This window comes from Tolypothrix bouteillei VB521301 (assembly GCF_000760695.4).
Classification (GTDB): domain Bacteria; phylum Cyanobacteriota; class Cyanobacteriia; order Cyanobacteriales; family Nostocaceae; genus Scytonema; species Scytonema bouteillei_A.
Map to the genome: position 1 here is coordinate 4,418,285 of NZ_JHEG04000001.1, position 16,325 is coordinate 4,434,609.

The following is a 16,325-nucleotide window of genomic DNA, read 5'->3' on the forward strand; positions in this document are numbered from 1 at the left end:
TCCAAAATTCAACGCTTTATTGAAACGGTTAATCAATCCTTGAACGATGCGCGGATCTGTAGTTTGGAGTCCCACTTCGCGCTCACTGCTATATGTACCTGATGTGAGCGATGCGAAAGACTCAAGAGGAAGAGGAAAGGGAAAAAAGGCTACAGTCGTTCAGACTAGATTAGTCCGCCTGTGCAGACTTCATTTCTGTAGCCGCGATTTCCAAATTGCTAGGCTAAAAGGGGGTGAGAAACAGTTTCCCAACCCCCCGAGCACAAGAATTAAGCTGCCAAATCTTGACCGAATTCAGTCAAGAAGCGGAACGCCTTCACAATATAGCTGGCACATTCTCTAGGAGATGTGTTGTAAAACGATCGCCACGCACTGGCTTTGTCCTCATCATAGCGATCGCGTCTGTCGTGATGATTGTCCAACCACGCCAACCGGACTGCGTGACCGATTAACACATCCAACACGATGTATTCTTCAATTTGCAAGCTGGGGTTGCTAGATGCGATCGCAGCCAATTCCATCAATGTTTCAATACATACCTGCCTGTACTCAGGAGCTTCTATTTTATTCAACAGATGCTCGATTTGGAGAGCAAAGTTCTTTTCTCCTGGTGTCATTTCTGACAGAATTTCTTCACTATCTAAACGATTGCGTCGCTCCAATTTATCGCCAATCACCAATCCCTTACAATGTTCCATCACCAACCAAACCTGCTTAAAAAAGTCTTTAGGCACGCGCCCGGTTGTTCCTTCGGCTTGACGAAAACGCCGCCAACCACCTAATGGTATATCTTCTACTTCATCAATTAAAGTTGGTAGCACTACCCAATCAATATCACTTTCTTTTTGTTTGACGTGTAATGATTCTTGTTGACGTAACAAATTGCTCATACTGGAGTATTCATACAACACCTGACGCACTCTTGCCACCACCTCAAAAGGCGAAAGCTGCATCAAATGTTCGTAAGCTTCATCCTGAGTGACATCTAACTCCCGTGCCAATTCACTAGTAATCAGTAATATAATATACCCGATCCTGAGTGTGAGTAGCCCTTGGAAAAGTTCTGGTTCTGCTTTAATCAAAGCACTCAAATAAATGAGAATTTCTTGAGTGAGAACGCGATCGCGAATATCCTCTCGACAAAAGTCATTAATTTTCTCAACAATTTCACTATGAGACAATGGAGTCGTAATGAGTGAATCTTCGCTGTAAGCCTTACCAACAGCAATTTGCTTGCCACGGACTAAAATACTCGTTACCACATCCGACAAACCGATATCATTCATTTGTCGCAATCCAGCGGCGCGACGGACAACTGCCCAAAGCCCTGCATCTCCTGCTTTTGTATACACTTCATCTAACAAATCGCCCACAGTGACCGGACGCCCCGGTCCGCCAAAACCAGTATCAAACTCTAAACCTTGCAAACGAGTCAAAGTCTGTAACAACTCTATCTGTTCGTAAAGATTTTCTGACGCTCGCAAGGCAACAAGCAACAACCCAAGATCGGTTTCGCACTCCACCTGAAACTCTCGAATGTGTCCCAACTGCCAATTTTTCTGTGGATTGTACACTAAATAAGAACAGCGAGGTGTAGCATTTTGTACTGATGATTGAGAAAACTCGAAATCTTGGAGAACATCAATCCTTTGAGTGGCTGCAGTAAGCATCAACTGATTGAGCCGCCCTAATTTTACCCGTACACCATTACAAATACCGTCCTTTAGTTCTTGTATCAAGGACAGTAATGCCTCACTCCCTGTTTCTAACATGGTGTGAGTCAGCATTAAAGTAAAAGTGGGACGGCCTAACTCAGCACAGTATTTCTGAATATACGCCAGTTCACTTCTTATCTGATCCACCAAAAAATGACGATCCAGAGTTAAGTAGAACACTTGTGAGTCTGAAAACGAGGGTAAAAAGACAACTGTTTCACCGCGAATGCGAAAAATTTTAGATGTTGTCAAACTTCTCAGCCGTCGTACTGGACGTCCCGTTAAACCTAATTTATCGTTTCGCCCAATTTGGGTATACATTGCTGAAAGGTCAATTGCTTGCCTGATTTGAATTGGTTCTACTTGCTTGGGTGTTTGCGTTTCGATACCATAAACCGCCAGTTTTGCTTGTAAATCTTCATCTTCTGCAATTAAGGCAATTTGAACTAAAGGTTTCTGGTTTTTTCCAATGTACAAATACCTGCCCAAAGGATCGATATCACCAACAGCTATCAATCCTTCACTTAACATTTGACCGAGAAAATACAAACTTTGCGCCCACACAAGGGGAATATTTTCATTGGGTAAACGCAATTGACTGTGAGGTGCTTGTTTTTCTGCTTCTATTGACTCTTCAGGTACGTAATACAATTCTGGTAACAGACGCAAGCCATCTCGCTCAACTAATAAAGACTCCAAAAGCCCTTGATAGTATTTAGCTTGCTCTTGTTCGCCACGAAACAACCCGTCTAAAAAGAGATAGGTAAAAAATAAAGGCCATTCGCACTCAATCTTTTCAAACTGTTTGAGTTCAAAAGGTTCGTAGTGCAAGCGATTTGTATCTTCTAAAACTGTTTGGTGACCATCCCTCAAGAATCGCTTGCAACCATATTTTCCTTTCAGTTTCTTAATAATGTCGTTATGAGTCCGTTCTCGCAACGGCGCGTCTTCCACTGCAAAGGCTGGGAAACTAATTATGCTGAGCAATGCCGCATCAATTTCTTTTGAAGCCGATTCTCTAGGTAATAAAGATTCTAGAGTAATTCTAGCGCGGGCGATTTCATCCGGCAAAGCATGAATGACTGATGCTTGACAACCATGAACACCAAATAAATCTAAACCGTTGATAGCTTCCAAGGCGGCTTTTGCCATCCCTATCGAACTGGCATTTAATTCGGCATTACCGTGATTGATCTTGTTACCTCGCTCCCAAATACCGTAGTCTGGAGTACGATAAGCGCGTCCAATGTAGTACACCAAATTTTGAACGAAATTCACTTCATCAAAAGTGTAAATAATTTGCAATCCAGAAGCAGTCATCTGCGCCAGCATCAACAAAAAGATTGACGTTGCATCCAGTTGCAAGTGTCCCCATTCATCATCACCAACAACGATATCACCTGTTGCCGTGTTGTATTTAGCGTGTAAAGCATCTAAGGGGGCTTGAGTGTGTTTAAATTGCTCGACTTTGGCACTTTGCCGCATCATAGCAAACAACAGTCCCCGCATCAATTTAACAACACTGTGTTCTAACTCATACGTCCGTCCCTTGCTTTCATCAACCTTTCGGTATGCTAGCGCCAAACCCCAAACTGCCAGAATGCTGTAAACGTTATCGCGTACCCAGGCATCAGTATAGTCGCCGTGGGCAGTTATTGCTGTACTCGCTGGTAGTAAACCAGTCATCGGGTTCTGACGGGCAAGGATAATTGTCTTGATTTGATGATAATAATAATCAAGGCGAGTTTGCAGTTGAGCAGCTGTTTTCATACATGTCTTATCCAGGTTTTCGGAATAGCACCATTAGGCTGTGAAGTCAATTATGACACCAAACCAAATCCAGTTCTGAACCAGAGTTTTGGCTTGGGCGATGGTTAGCTGGAGGTAAGGCTTTCGTTTTTGATTCATTGGTTTTCTACGATAGAGAAAATATACTCTAAATTAAAGATTTTTTCAAATCTTTATCAGCAAGCAGCCTACTTTATCTTTATCTTTATACTGGCTCTGTTACCTATATATCAGGACAAAAATATAAGCAAATTCTCCCTTTCGTAAAAATCAAACAAAGAAGTTGTAATCCCATAAAACCCATCCCTCGATTAACTATAGATAAAGGAGAAGTCAATTATGTCTTTACGTTATAATCAAAACCAATCACCACTCGTAAAAGTTGTCTATACCCAAGTAAAAGTTAACGGCAGGCTCGAACTCATTCCACTAGAGTTATATGCCGATGGTTCTTTAAAACGTTCTGGAGATCGCTGACTGTTGACTGGTTAAAAAAAGATTTTTTAACTTTTGGCTATTGAAGACAATTTTATATTCCTCCTCGCTCATTCCCCCTATTCTAAAAAGCTTGGTAGGGGGTTTTTCTAATTGAATTTAGGAGGGGAACCTTTTCTTACACACTAAGGATATTACTCCCTTTCCGCTCTAAAATTTCACTGATTGTGCAGGGGTAGCAATGTTGGTGGGTATGCCTAACGCTGATAGATAATCTTCTGGCGGGAAGGAAGCAGCAATCTACTCTTCCAAGTTGAAAAAAGGGATAGGAATAATACCAATTTATACCTGACTTTGAAACAAAACTGATTTCCCGTTTCCGTCTATCCCTACCGTATATATATTAAGTCTTTTAAAGTTTTTTCTGGTGATTTCAATCTCCCTAGGGGTGTTTTCAAACGACTCGTTGAGCGTCCTAATTTTTTAGTTCCCCCTAAATCCACGCCACTTGCTACTAGTGGGGAAACCCGGATACCGATTTTCTAAGGAAAGACGCCCTCCTACAGCACTAGCGCCCCAAGCTCGTGGCTTCCTTAAAAAGGGAAACTTTACGAATATTTTAGCCTCCCCTAATAAGAGGGATTGGGAGAGCTAACACTTTGAAACACTGATGGGAGAGATAATCATTCAATGAAATGGTATGAGGATAAAAATAATGTTTATAGTGGACTCATTGAGACTCAAGAAAAAATTTGAATCTGATAACTTCCGGAAAAGATAGGGCATTACTTGAAGGTGTTAACACTCACTAAAGCTAGTTGAAAAGAGCGTTTATAAATAATATGGTGTAAGATTGACATAAATTAGCATTCGAGATTTACAACTCAACTAGCAGACTATTATAATTAACTTCATTTGGGAGTGAGGAATTTTAGCAAACCGTTCATCCTAAGATGAACAGCCACAGTATTGAAGGCTTCACATCAAAAAAACCTTCTAACTTGTTGGCGAAAACTCTAGGATCTTGGACAAATTGGTGATATGCGAACAGTAAACAAAGATCTTTGGGGTTGATAACACTACTCACCTATGACGTAGATACAAATCTCACCAAAATCAGATGGCTGTTACTAGATCTCGCGATTAAATGCTTGTAGCAGCTTCTGTTTTTGTTAGCGATGCGCTACGAGATTAGCTTGCCAAATTGTAGTCAGCAATACAAATGACCTCTAAAAATTTGATTCGTCGAGCTGACGCGTAGCAAGATTTTTCTGATTTCCTCAATGAAAAGTCATGGAGTTCCGTATGATTACACAATCTTTATTTTTGTGCTCAAACAAAGGCTACTTATTGCTTAGTAGAGATTTTAACATTAAAAAGCAGTCAAAGAAATTCAGTGATGGGGTTGACACAGATATTCACAGTAGTAGAATCTACTCAGATCCACAGACATCAGGGCAGTAAGAAATTTGGTTGTCTGGATATCAAAGTTTCCTATACTGAAGCTTCAGCATCTACCGGATCACACGGTTCCGGGTTAGTATTATGACTTAGCGATTCCATTTTATTTTAGGAATCGATGTTGATTTTTTGAGGGTTATGGACCAGAGCCCACAAGACGACGGCAGTACCAACCTCCTCTGAGCTGGCGAGTTTGTCTCCCAGCGCGGGGGAGACCATAGGAGGTTTTATGATGCTCACTGAGGATATTCGCAATTTAGCCATTGACATTGCAGACCTCAACCAACTTAAGTTGGATTTGAATGGTTTGCAACCTGTTGACGCCGGGGACTACATTGCACAATTGCCCAAGAAGAAAAGGGCGATCGCATTTCGCTTGCTGAATAAATGTCAGGCGATCGATGTATTTGAATACTTACCTCCAGACGTGCAGGAGGATTTGATTAATTCCCTACACGATATTCAAGTTGCCCAGATTGTTGAAGCAATGAGTCCCGACGAACGGGCAGAATTATTTGACGAACTGCCAGCCGGAGTTGTGAAACGGCTATTACAAACACTTAGTCCAGAAGAACGTCAAGCCACAGCAACCATTCTCGGCTATTCTGAAGGCACTGCAGGACGCGTCATGACAACAGAATACGTGCGCTTGCGGGAAGGACTGACAGTCGGGGAAGCGCTCAGCAAAATCCGTCTTCAAGACAAAGACAAAGAGACTATCTACTACGCCTATGTGACTGACGATAATCGCAAGCTCGTAAGTGTTGTTTCCTTGCGCCAGTTAATATTTACTTTCCCTGATGTCTTAATACGAGAAATAGCTAGCTCTCGCGTTGTTAGAGTCACAACAGAAACGTCTCAGGGAGAAGTAGGTCGTATTATGAAGCGGTATGACCTGATTGCCATTCCCGTTGTGGATCGAGAAGACAGACTTGTAGGAATCGTTACTATTGATGATGTCATAGACATTTTGGAAGAAGAAGCCACAGAAAACATTCAAAAACTGGCTGGCGTAAGTGGTGGCGATGAAGATGCATTGTCCCCTCCCCACGTAACTATACGCAAGCGATTACCTTGGCTGTTAGCAAATATTGTTTTGTACATTGGTGCAGCCAGCGCTATCTCACCTTTTCAGGGAGTCATTTCACAGGTGCCGGTTTTGGCAATCATCATGCCGATTTTAGCTAATAGCAGTGGCAACGTAGCCTTCCAAGTTGTGTCAGTGACAGTCAGAGGTATTGGCGTAGGAGAGGTCACACCAAAAGATACAATACCGCTTCTACGTAAAGAAGTATTGGCAGGTGTGGGTACAGCCATAGCATTAGGTATAGCCCTTGGCATACTTTCCCTCATTTGGTCGCCTCCTCAAGATCGCTGGGTCTCGGTAATAGCAGGAATGGTAATGATAGCGAATGTCATTTTAGCAGCCACCTTAGGAACGCTATTACCAATGGGTTTAAAGCGGATCAATCTCGATCCAGCCCTCATTAGCGGTCCCCTCATGACAACAACTTTAGATGCTCTTGGGTTTTTCACATTCCTATCGATGATCTCATTTGCTTTACACGTCTTCAGGGGGTAGAAAATTCGGCACAAGGTGCAGGGGGAAAACACTTGTTCCCCTTGTCTACCTTGTCCCCTTAACGACTATTCCCTAATTTCGGCAGAACTTGCGCTCGTTATCATGCTCTGGGTCTTGCCAAGAATAGGCAAAATGGCTAACTCCTCTTAATTGCGGAGTCGTTTGACGAAGTGCTTGCATTTGCGCTTCTAAGGATGGACGGTTGCTTACAGATTCTCCCCACTTACCGGCTAGAGCTGGAATAACTGTGGTGTTTGGTGATGCTACATTTAAAACTCGTTGTACTTGAGACACAATACAATCAGCATTAGAACAATTTGCATAAGACATGGGATGCCATTCCAGAGAACTTGGGAATTTATCCCAAGGTTGTAAGCGAGAGTCATACCCCCGACCCACCATTTGGTTCCCGTCGGGAAAGAAAACGGCACCAGCTGGAATTCCCGCCTGTTGTACCGGATAGGCAGCTAGATTGACAAAATCTAGAATGCCTTGCATGGCATGGGCAACGGATAGCTGCCATAACTCCACCTGCAGTTGTGGTTGTCTTTGGTCTGGAGGAATAATCGACTTTTGTTCTGTTGCGGAAGTGCGACCCTGCCACAAAGGTTCTCCTTCTTGAGGATAGAGTTGATCGACTTCAGCAATATCACCTGCTGTTACATATCCCTTACTTAAAAAACGCCGAATTAAATCTAGCCCTTTGTAATTCAGTGCGCGTTGAAACAAGGCTTGTTGAGTCGCATCACTGTACAACCATAAATCTGTGACTTTGGTTGCGATCGAGTCACTTCCTGCCTGTCTTGGGTAGCGTACATAGTCAAAGAGCACTCCATCGGGACGACGTCGCAACACCTCTTGCAGCATTTGGTAGTAGTCGCGTTTTGCTTGTAAGTTATAAGGGTCAATAAAAACTTGAGAATTATTATCTACAACGTATAAGCTCGTTTGCCCCTTACCATTACGAGCGATTGCTCCTTCCCGATCTGGACGCTGGGCGTAAGTATAGCCAAAATTAGTTGTAAACATCCAAGCATAAACCTTCAGACCTCGTTCTCGCCCTTTTTGAATAGCTTCCGCAAGCAGGTCTGTTTTTTCTGTCCCTGGTGTGCGAACAACGGAAGGCCAAATTGTTGGGTTAGCCCCTGTTGGTAGCAAGACTTGTCCGTCATAAAAAACTTCCAAATAAACTTGGTTGTAACCCTTGTTAACAATCCGATCCATAACTTGATCGATGCTTCCTTGGCGAGCATCACAAGGGTATAAACGCAACCAGATTGCTTGAATTTGTGGCCAATTGCGGTTTCGGCATTCCTGTAAATCTCTTGCCTGTGTTTGTACCAATTGCTGGTAGCGCTTTTGAGCAACTTGTTTGCCTTTGAGTGCTGACAAACGCAAGTTTTCTTTTTCTTGCGCTGCCTCTGGCGAAAGCTGGCAATACTCGGTTCGTTGCGCTTTTGCAGATTGATTGTCTATCCAAGGCATCAGCAACCCGGTAGTGAAAAGAGCAGCTGCTAACAGGTGTTGCCAAAAAAATATTGGTTTTACAACACTCAAAGAACGTTTAGACATACGTAGAACTATAAGTACAAAACAATCATCAACCTCAACTTGTATTCATTCAAATGAGATGTATATTGAATGCCATAGTATAAGGTTTAGAAGTCCATGTGCCATAGACTTCTAAAGCTTGATTTCTGTTGCCAAATTTTACAATTTAGTTTGCGTGGATTTTTAAGTTAAATATAATACTTCAATTTAAGTTTTCAACTCGCTGGCTTACCGGAAAGTTCAATTGGTATTCAGCAATATCACTTAATGATATGTTATACAATAAACTTTTATAAAAATTATTTTTTCGGATCTCCGACTTCTCTAGAAATACAGATGGTGATTCAGAGGTCCAATCCCTCCCCTTCTCAAAAGGCTCCACCTGGTAATACCTTCTTTAGAGGCTCCGCCTCCTGGCGAGGCAGAGCCTTGCGGACTGCATTCCCACCTAGAGGCTGAGAACGAGAAAGTACCGAATGACAGGTCTCATCCCCCATTAACCAGTTGTATCCTTTTAAAAGTCGGGGATTTGACCGAGCACTGAGAAAAACAGAATTATGTAATAAATCGCACTTATGCGCCACGCCGGAGTGCTGACTCAACCTGCTGAAACTCTTGTTCCAAACGGTCTTTAAGTTTTTTTGGTACGGGACGGTTGGGGTAGGAACTGTAGTGTCCGGCTAGGGAGTTAAGAGCTGTTCTCATGGTAGTAAAGGAATTCAGACCAGCGACAGAAGGATCGCGCTGATAGCGGGCGGCAAAATCATTTATCTTTTTACGTGCTTCTGTTTGAACTGCTGTTTTGTTTGGTGCGTCTTCTGTTACGTCTAAGGCAGTTCTTAAGGTGCTAACTACAGTTAAGGTGTCTTGAGAGTAATTCCCTGTTAAAGCACCCACTTCGTTAGTAGAACAGCCCACTAAACCAACAACGACTACCAAAACTAGGGCAAGTAGACGTGACCAATAGCGCTTCATAAAACCTCGTGGGAAGTGTGGAAACCTTGTGCTTTAGGTTGAGGAGGAAACACGACGCAAGTCCATGCCAGTTGCTACAAAGGGAGAAACCCCCTCGGAGTTCGCCTGTCGCCTACAAAAGAAAACCTTTCTGCAGCGCTGGACTCACCGCAACGCACTGACTCCTCTAAGGACAGTCGTCTTGAAATCCATTACCGCCTTGGGGTGACTCAATATCGTGTAGTTTTGCGATCTACTTTCGTTCGGGCAATTACGAACTGATATCTTTCACCCCTTTAGGTTCGTCAGCCCCCTAAGACGGGAAACCCCTCTGGGTTCGCCAGTTGCTTGCGAAAGGAAACCTTTCTATTGCACTGGTCTCACCGCCTGTGGGGCTAGACTCACCTGTACGCATAATGGGTTGCTCCTAAGAGCCTTCCCTTGCGGGAGTAATGTTAGCCTTGCCAAAGTTATTGGTCGGTACCCTTACGGGTTCGGCAATATCCTGCGACGGGAAACCCGTCTTCAGATTTGCCTCACTATTTAGATAGCACTGCCTTACCCCTTGTAAAGCTGTTTAACCATCTAATTCTAGAGCTATGGACTGGCAATGCATCCACAGGTAGGACTTTAACTCTTGCCAATAACGTAGTTCAGTTAAGAACTTAGGCGGGTCAGCTAACTAAAGCTTGGGGCACGAAGCCCCGTTACTTTAGTACGGGGTGCTGACATGCAACAAGTGAAACAATACCTAAATCAACGTCCATCCTATCCTGGAATGGTATCTTGGGGATCAACTTATTGGTTGGTGATTGGTGCTTGGTGCTTGGTGCTTGGTAAAACAACTAACAACTAACAAACTGATAAAGCGTATCCCTCTGCTGGTACGGACGATTTATAGATGCGATCGCATTTTGTAAAGTTTCGACTTCCATATTCGTACCACCCTGAGCACCCGCCATTGAGGTAATGTGTTCCTCCATCAACGTGCCACCGATATCGTTACAACCCCACTTTAAAGCTTCTGTTGCACCACTTAAGCCCAGTTTTACCCAACTTGGTTGATGGTTGGGTATCCAATTTCCCAAGAAAATTCTTGCCACTGCAGTGAGTAACAGCGCGTCAGCCAAGACAGGTTGTTCTCGTCCCACACGGCGGCGTAAGGATTTCGGGGCTTCTTTACCAACAAAAGGTAACAGTATAAATTCGGTAATGAAAGCTGGGTATTCCCGATTGAGCGCAGTTTTTTGGAGATGTCGTAATTTTTCCAAATGTCTTATTTGTTGCTCTGGTGTCTCAATATGACCTGATAACATCGTACTGGTGGTGTGCAAACCCAGTTTGTGAGCTGTAGTCATAATTTCCAGCCAAGTCCCCGTGTCTATTTTCTCCGGACAAAGAATACGTCTGACTTCGTCATCTAAAACTTCAGCTGCCGTTCCCGGCATAGAGTCCACCCCAGATTCATGCAAAGCTAGAATAACATCAGCGTACTCTAGCCCATCTTCTCTTGCTATAAATTGCACTTCTTGAGGAGAGAAAGCGTGTAGGTGTATCTTGGGAAATTTTTCCTTGATAGTTTCTACAAGCTGACGGTAGTAAAGCAAAGATTTACCATTTACCTTTGCTTGTAGGTTCAATCCTCCCTGCATGCAAATTTCGGTTGCACCTCGCCGTACAGCATCCGTTGTCTTTTCCAAAATCTGTGCCCAATCTAGCCAGTAAGACCCCTGTTCTGTTGCATCTCGGCGAAAAGCACAGAAGCTACAATGCTGCTCGCAAATATTGGTAAAGTTAATATTGCGGTTAATAACGTAAGTTACAATGTCTCCTGTTTGCTGTTGACGCAATTTGTCAGATGTAGCGCGAATGGCAGCAATTGCAGTCGGATCGGTTTGTTTTAACAAAACCAGTCCTTCTTCAGAAGACAAATCATACCCCCCAAGGGTACGGTCAAGGATAGCATCAACAGTTACAGTAACCACAGGTTAGTAGAAGCAGACGGTTAACATTTTTGCTTTTTAAGCATGACATATTTTTACCCATTTGGGACGAGGGAGAAAGGGAGACAAGGGGGACAAGGGAGACAAGGGAGACAACTGACAAAAGATTGTGCCGATTAATTGTTAGTATAAAGCATGACTAATTACTAACAAAAATTCCTGGAAAATAGAATTTTTGAAGAAATTATAAGACAATAACCTTTAACCTTTCATTAAATTATTTCAAGCCAAAGTCAGCCGAACTACAAAAACTTTGTTGCCCATACAAGTATTTCTCAATGAGTATCATCCAACCTAATTCACTTTTGTTAGTACCAACAGGTCCTTTAAGGATTTCTGAATTGCCACCCAAAAGCTCGTCCATAGGAGATGAAGCCGTTCTATTTTCCCTGGTTATCCCAACTTATAATGAAGCGGCAAATATCAAAAAAATGATTGGGGTCTTGAGTGGGTTGCTAGATGACTCCATACCCGGTAACTACGAACTAATTGTAGTTGATGATAACAGTCCAGATTGTACCTGGGACATTGCACAGTCTTTAATGCGGGAATATCCCCAACTCCGAGTGATGCGGCGTCAACACGAAAAAGGTCTTTCTAGTGCGGTCGTTCGTGGATGGCAGGTGGCTCGAGGTAATATTTTAGGAGTCATTGATGGCGATTTGCAACATCCACCTCACGTCCTCTTAGAACTGTTAAATACTATTGAACGAGGAGCTGATTTAGCAGTTGCTAGCCGTCACGTAGATGGTGGGGGGGTAAGTAGCTGGAGTTTTATCAGGCGTTTCTTATCCCGTGGCGCTCAAATCTTGGGACTCATTATTTTGCCCGGAGTCCTGGGTAGAGTGTCAGATCCCATGAGCGGTTATTTTATGGTACGCCGAAATTGTCTTGTCGGTAAAACTTTGAATCCTGTTGGTTATAAAATCCTTTTGGAAGTTATCGGGCGGGGTCGTATAAACCAAATTGGTGAAGTAGGATATGTATTTTGCGAACGGAAACAGGGTGAAAGTAAAGTGACATGGAAACATTATTTTGATTACTTGTATCATTTAATTCGCTTGCGCCTGTCTACAGGAAAGTTGGGACGCTTGAGTCAACGTTTGGGTTTTCCTATCGGTCGCTTTGTTCGCTTTGGGTTAGTAGGGTTAAGTGGCGTTTTTGTAGATATGACCGTGCTTTACTTGTTAAGTGATTCTACGACTTTAGATTTGCCCCTCGCTCTCAGCAAAATTATTGCAGGGGAAATCGCAATTTTCAATAACTTTTTATGGAACGATCTTTGGACTTTTAGTGATGTTTCAAGTCTACAAAATCAATGGCATCAGCGCATTTTACGGTTTTTAAAATTCAATATTATTTGCCTAGCTGGCTTAACATTAAATGTGTTTGTCTTACAGCTAGTGTTTACCTTTATGATTCCCAATCGCTACGTTGCTAACTTAATTGCAATTGCAGTTGCTACCATTTGGAACTTTTGGGTTAATTTAAAATTGAGTTGGCGGGTGACACAGGTGAAGTAGTTCTTGAGGAATTGGGGATTGTTACAGGAACAAAGTACTGGGAGTTGTGAGTTATAAGTTATGAGCGATCGCAAATGATGTATGTATTTAAGATTCAAAACTCAAAACCCAAAACTCAAAATTCTACCACTGTTGTTGGTTTGGCTGGTCATTGGTTTTGGCTTGCGCCTGATGAACTTAACAGCTAAGCCTCCGTGGACTGATGAATTTTCGACTCTAGTGTTTAGCTTGGGTAATAGTTTTTTACCTGTCCCTTTAGATAAACCGATTCCTATCGATATTTTGTTGCGCCCACTGCAACCCCAAATTGGCGTAGGGGTCAAAGACGTACTAACACACTTATTAAGAGAAAGCAATCATCCACCGCTTTACTTTATCCTGACTCACTACTGGACAAAATTATTTCCTACCCAAGATGGTTTGGTTTCTTTGTGGGGAGCGCGATCGCTTGCTGCTTTTTTAGGTGCATTGTCTGTCCCTGCAATTTATGCTTTATCCAGGCTTACTTTTCGTTCCCGTTTGGTCAGCCATATCGCTGCTGCAATTATGGCTACTTCTCCCTATGCCATTTTTCTAGCACAGGAAGCCCGTCATTATACATTGGCAATTTTATGGGTTATTGCTTCTCTCGCCTGCTTGGTTATTGCTACACGACACATTAAGGAACGCACTCAGCTACCCTTATGGATTGTCTTTTGTTGGACGGGAATTAATGCTTTAGGTATCGCGTCTCATTACTTTTTTACACTCACTCTTTGCGCCGAAGCTTGTGTTTTACTTTTTCTCGCTTGGCTGCAGTGGGAACACCGAGACAACAGAGGTGGGGAGAACAAGGAAGATGATTCTACTTTATCTACCCCCTCTTCCGTGTCTCCCTTGTCTACTCCATCCCCCCATCCTCTTAACACCTGGTTCCGAATAGGTGCGGTTGCGGCTGGTACACTTATTTCAGGGTTAGTTTGGGTACCTGTATTTTTACAGAACAGCTATGGTAATAAGTTAACAGAGTGGATTCAAAGCCCGCAACATGGGATGGCTTGGATAAATCCCATATTTCAATCTCTAGCTGCATGGATTACGATGATTTGCTTGTTACCTGTAGAAGCAGCAAATCTCGTCGTAATAATTATCTCCGGGCTGATCATGCTGATTTTCTTTGTTTGGGTTGTCCCAATTTTGCTTGATGGTGTGAAGGTTCAACTCAAACAACCAAAAACCCGTGTGATGGCGCAGGTATTTGCAGTATTCACTGTTAGTGCGATCGCATTATTTTTCACAATTACTTATTTTTTTGGTATTGATTTAACGCGAGGCGCTCGTTATAACTTTGTCTACTTTCCCGCAGTCATAATTTTACTTGGAGCCAGTCTTGCAGTGTGTTGGAGTAACAAAGAAAAAGTAAGATGGGGAGTGAGCGGGAAACAAGCAGTAGCGATCGTTGTTGTGATGGGAATGGTAAGTGCTATAACTGTAACTTGCAATCTCGGTTATCAAAAATACTATCGCCCGGATTTATTTGTACAAATTATCCAACAAACTTCTCGCGTACCCATTTTAATTGCGACTACTCAAAAAACTCACGTACACATTGGTGAAATGATGGGAGTCGCAAGGGAGTTTAAGATTCAAAGTTTAAAATTCATAACTCCACAGTTTTTGCTAGCACATCAAAATGAAGATGCAAACACTTCTACCAATGCTCTACAAAATACGTTAAAGGTACTATCGCGCCCCTTAGATTTATGGGTAGTGAATTTTTACGCACCTCTACCAGAAGAAGTTACAAATTGTACCATTGATAGTCGCTCTTTACCAGCAGTTAATGGTTATGAATACAAACTGTACCACTGTTAGCCATTAGCCATTAGCCCTATCTCAGGAGCACAGACGCTATGTGCAAGGCACACGCTTCGCGATGCCTTTGGGCTATGCCCGTAAGGGCTATACGCCAGTCCCCAGGGTATGGGAAACCCCTCCCTTGTTCGCCCTATCTCAGGAGCACAGACGCTATGTGCAAGGCACACGCTTCGCGATGCGAAGCTATGCCCGTAAGGGCTATACGGGTTCGCCAGTCCCGGTGGTCGCGGGAAACCCGCCTGCAGCACTAGACTTACCGCCTACTTTCTCTGGACTCACCATTAGCCATTAGCCATTAGCCATTAGCTATTAGCCATTAGCTATTAGCCATCTTTTGGAATTCCCACAGGAGATAATCCAGCTATAACGCGTAAATTTTGGCTGCGGAGTAATTCGATAAAATCTAGCCCGTTACGTCCTTCAATCTTGGCTACAGCCTCAATAGCAGATAACAAATGCTCGGCGGCTTCCACTTCCGAGTAACCCCGTCGCGCTGCTATGCGAATAGCTGCTTCATCAGCACCAATCTCTGATTCTTGAGAACGATTCATACGCCATATGCGAAATAGCGCTATCCCGGTTAATCCACAAGCTACAACTATACCAACTGCATCTGCTTGGGCTGATTCTACAAATCCTCCTAAAAGACCGGCTACAGCTATACCTTGATAGATATCGGGCTTAAACCATTTGACGCCTATTAACCAACTGACAGTTCGCAACAGTAACAAGTCCCGTTGTGGTTTTGTCATGCGACGCCACAAATCGAAGTTAATATAGACTGGTCTGTCTTGATTCCAAGGCAGTGGTAAGGAAGCGTCTATCACCTTTTGCTGTTCTGGTTTGCTGACGATTTTTGTCAGCATACGTCCAGAAGCAGGCATAATATCTATCAAACGACGTATTTCAACATTTGGTTCCATCTTTAGCTATCAGCTACTAGCTTTCACCTCTAATAAAACTTTTGATATAAGGTAAGATTACCTTATTTATTTACATAATAGACAAGTACAAGACAAAACACTGTCGATAGTCATTTTTACTTAACAACTGATGGCTTATACCCAGACGCGCCATAACGCGCCTCTACAACTATTAACTAATAGTAAATAATTATGGACGCTTTTACTCCTATTCCCCCCAATTGGACAACTCAAGCAACTCATGCTTATGAATTTTGCTGTCCCCAATGTCGCTCAAGTAGTTTAGAAGCCGTACAAGTTTGGATAAATCGTCGTTCGCCTGTGTTAACCGAACAAAACCGACGCAAATGGCAAGAGTTTTACCAATGCCATTGCGGTTCTGTTTGGTGGGCTTGGAGTAGCGATCGCCCCCCAAGCGATTTATTGTCTTCAGAAAATGGTAATGGTTAATGGCTACCAACCACTAACAAATCACAAATAAAAAAGGGCGCAATGCCTTGCGCCCCCACTAACTTTTCCCTAACTCACTAAGA

General features: G+C 43.0%; 10 protein-coding genes. 5 read left to right on the top strand and 5 right to left on the bottom strand.

Annotated elements, in window-relative coordinates; translation table 11 throughout:
* Window positions 1-269: 269 nt before the first annotated feature.
* On the bottom strand, window positions 270-3,485 hold the full coding sequence (locus tag HC643_RS17665; RefSeq protein WP_038084440.1) for a glycoside hydrolase family 15 protein: 3,216 nt from the start codon (window positions 3,483-3,485) through the stop codon (window positions 270-272).
* 357 nt (window positions 3,486-3,842) lie between these two features.
* Between HC643_RS17665 and HC643_RS17670 the strand changes: the two genes are divergently transcribed.
* Together HC643_RS17670 and mgtE are read left to right on the top strand one after the other, a co-directional pair.
* Window positions 3,843-3,980: a hypothetical protein gene (locus HC643_RS17670; RefSeq protein ID WP_167844703.1), complete on the top strand. Its 138-nt coding sequence runs from the start codon at window positions 3,843-3,845 to the stop codon at window positions 3,978-3,980.
* A 1,651-nt stretch (window positions 3,981-5,631) separates the two neighbouring features.
* Complete coding sequence (gene mgtE, locus HC643_RS17675; RefSeq protein WP_050045917.1) at window positions 5,632-6,981, top strand: magnesium transporter; 1,350 nt, start codon at window positions 5,632-5,634, stop codon at window positions 6,979-6,981.
* A 72-nt stretch (window positions 6,982-7,053) separates the two neighbouring features.
* On the opposite strand, the gene HC643_RS17680 is transcribed toward mgtE, so the two are convergent.
* From HC643_RS17680 to cofH, 3 genes are all read right to left on the bottom strand, one after another.
* Complete coding sequence (locus HC643_RS17680; RefSeq protein WP_038073233.1) at window positions 7,054-8,553, bottom strand: family 10 glycosylhydrolase; 1,500 nt, start codon at window positions 8,551-8,553, stop codon at window positions 7,054-7,056.
* A 552-nt stretch (window positions 8,554-9,105) separates the two neighbouring features.
* Window positions 9,106-9,507, bottom strand: a complete 402-nt coding sequence (gene psb27, locus HC643_RS17685; RefSeq protein ID WP_038073236.1) for a photosystem II protein Psb27 — start codon at window positions 9,505-9,507, stop codon at window positions 9,106-9,108.
* Between the two features lie 824 nt (window positions 9,508-10,331).
* Entirely contained in the window at window positions 10,332-11,471 is a 1,140-nt protein-coding gene (gene cofH / locus HC643_RS17690; protein ID WP_038073238.1) for a 7,8-didemethyl-8-hydroxy-5-deazariboflavin synthase subunit CofH, read from the bottom strand.
* A 296-nt stretch (window positions 11,472-11,767) separates the two neighbouring features.
* Between cofH and HC643_RS17695 the strand changes: the two genes are divergently transcribed.
* Complete coding sequence (locus HC643_RS17695) at window positions 11,768-13,012, top strand: glycosyltransferase (protein ID WP_038073241.1); 1,245 nt, start codon at window positions 11,768-11,770, stop codon at window positions 13,010-13,012.
* An 81-nt stretch (window positions 13,013-13,093) separates the two neighbouring features.
* Complete coding sequence (locus HC643_RS17700) at window positions 13,094-14,866, top strand: glycosyltransferase family 39 protein (protein ID WP_050045918.1); 1,773 nt, start codon at window positions 13,094-13,096, stop codon at window positions 14,864-14,866.
* Between the two features lie 326 nt (window positions 14,867-15,192).
* Here the strand turns inward: HC643_RS17700 and HC643_RS17705 are convergent, their stop codons facing one another.
* Complete coding sequence (locus tag HC643_RS17705; RefSeq protein ID WP_038073437.1) at window positions 15,193-15,792, bottom strand: DUF3318 domain-containing protein; 600 nt, start codon at window positions 15,790-15,792, stop codon at window positions 15,193-15,195.
* Between the two features lie 192 nt (window positions 15,793-15,984).
* Here HC643_RS17705 and HC643_RS17710 point away from each other — a divergent pair, with 192 nt between their 5' ends.
* Window positions 15,985-16,242, top strand: a complete 258-nt coding sequence (locus HC643_RS17710) for a hypothetical protein (protein ID WP_050045919.1) — start codon at window positions 15,985-15,987, stop codon at window positions 16,240-16,242.
* Window positions 16,243-16,325: the final 83 nt, after the last annotated feature.

What these genes read in the sequence shown, in the direction of transcription:
- HC643_RS17665 (WP_038084440.1), bottom strand. Translation starts at nt 3,485, where the DNA reads ATGAAAACAGCTGCTCAACTGCAAACTCGCCTTGATTATTATTATCAT.
- HC643_RS17670 (WP_167844703.1), top strand. Translation starts at nt 3,843, where the DNA reads ATGTCTTTACGTTATAATCAAAACCAATCACCACTCGTAAAAGTTGTC.
- mgtE (WP_050045917.1), top strand. Translation starts at nt 5,632, where the DNA reads ATGCTCACTGAGGATATTCGCAATTTAGCCATTGACATTGCAGACCTC.
- HC643_RS17680 (WP_038073233.1), bottom strand. Translation starts at nt 8,553, where the DNA reads ATGTCTAAACGTTCTTTGAGTGTTGTAAAACCAATATTTTTTTGGCAA.
- psb27 (WP_038073236.1), bottom strand. Translation starts at nt 9,507, where the DNA reads ATGAAGCGCTATTGGTCACGTCTACTTGCCCTAGTTTTGGTAGTCGTT.
- HC643_RS17695 (WP_038073241.1), top strand. Translation starts at nt 11,768, where the DNA reads ATGAGTATCATCCAACCTAATTCACTTTTGTTAGTACCAACAGGTCCT.
- HC643_RS17700 (WP_050045918.1), top strand. Translation starts at nt 13,094, where the DNA reads ATGTATTTAAGATTCAAAACTCAAAACCCAAAACTCAAAATTCTACCA.
- HC643_RS17705 (WP_038073437.1), bottom strand. Translation starts at nt 15,792, where the DNA reads ATGGAACCAAATGTTGAAATACGTCGTTTGATAGATATTATGCCTGCT.
- HC643_RS17710 (WP_050045919.1), top strand. Translation starts at nt 15,985, where the DNA reads ATGGACGCTTTTACTCCTATTCCCCCCAATTGGACAACTCAAGCAACT.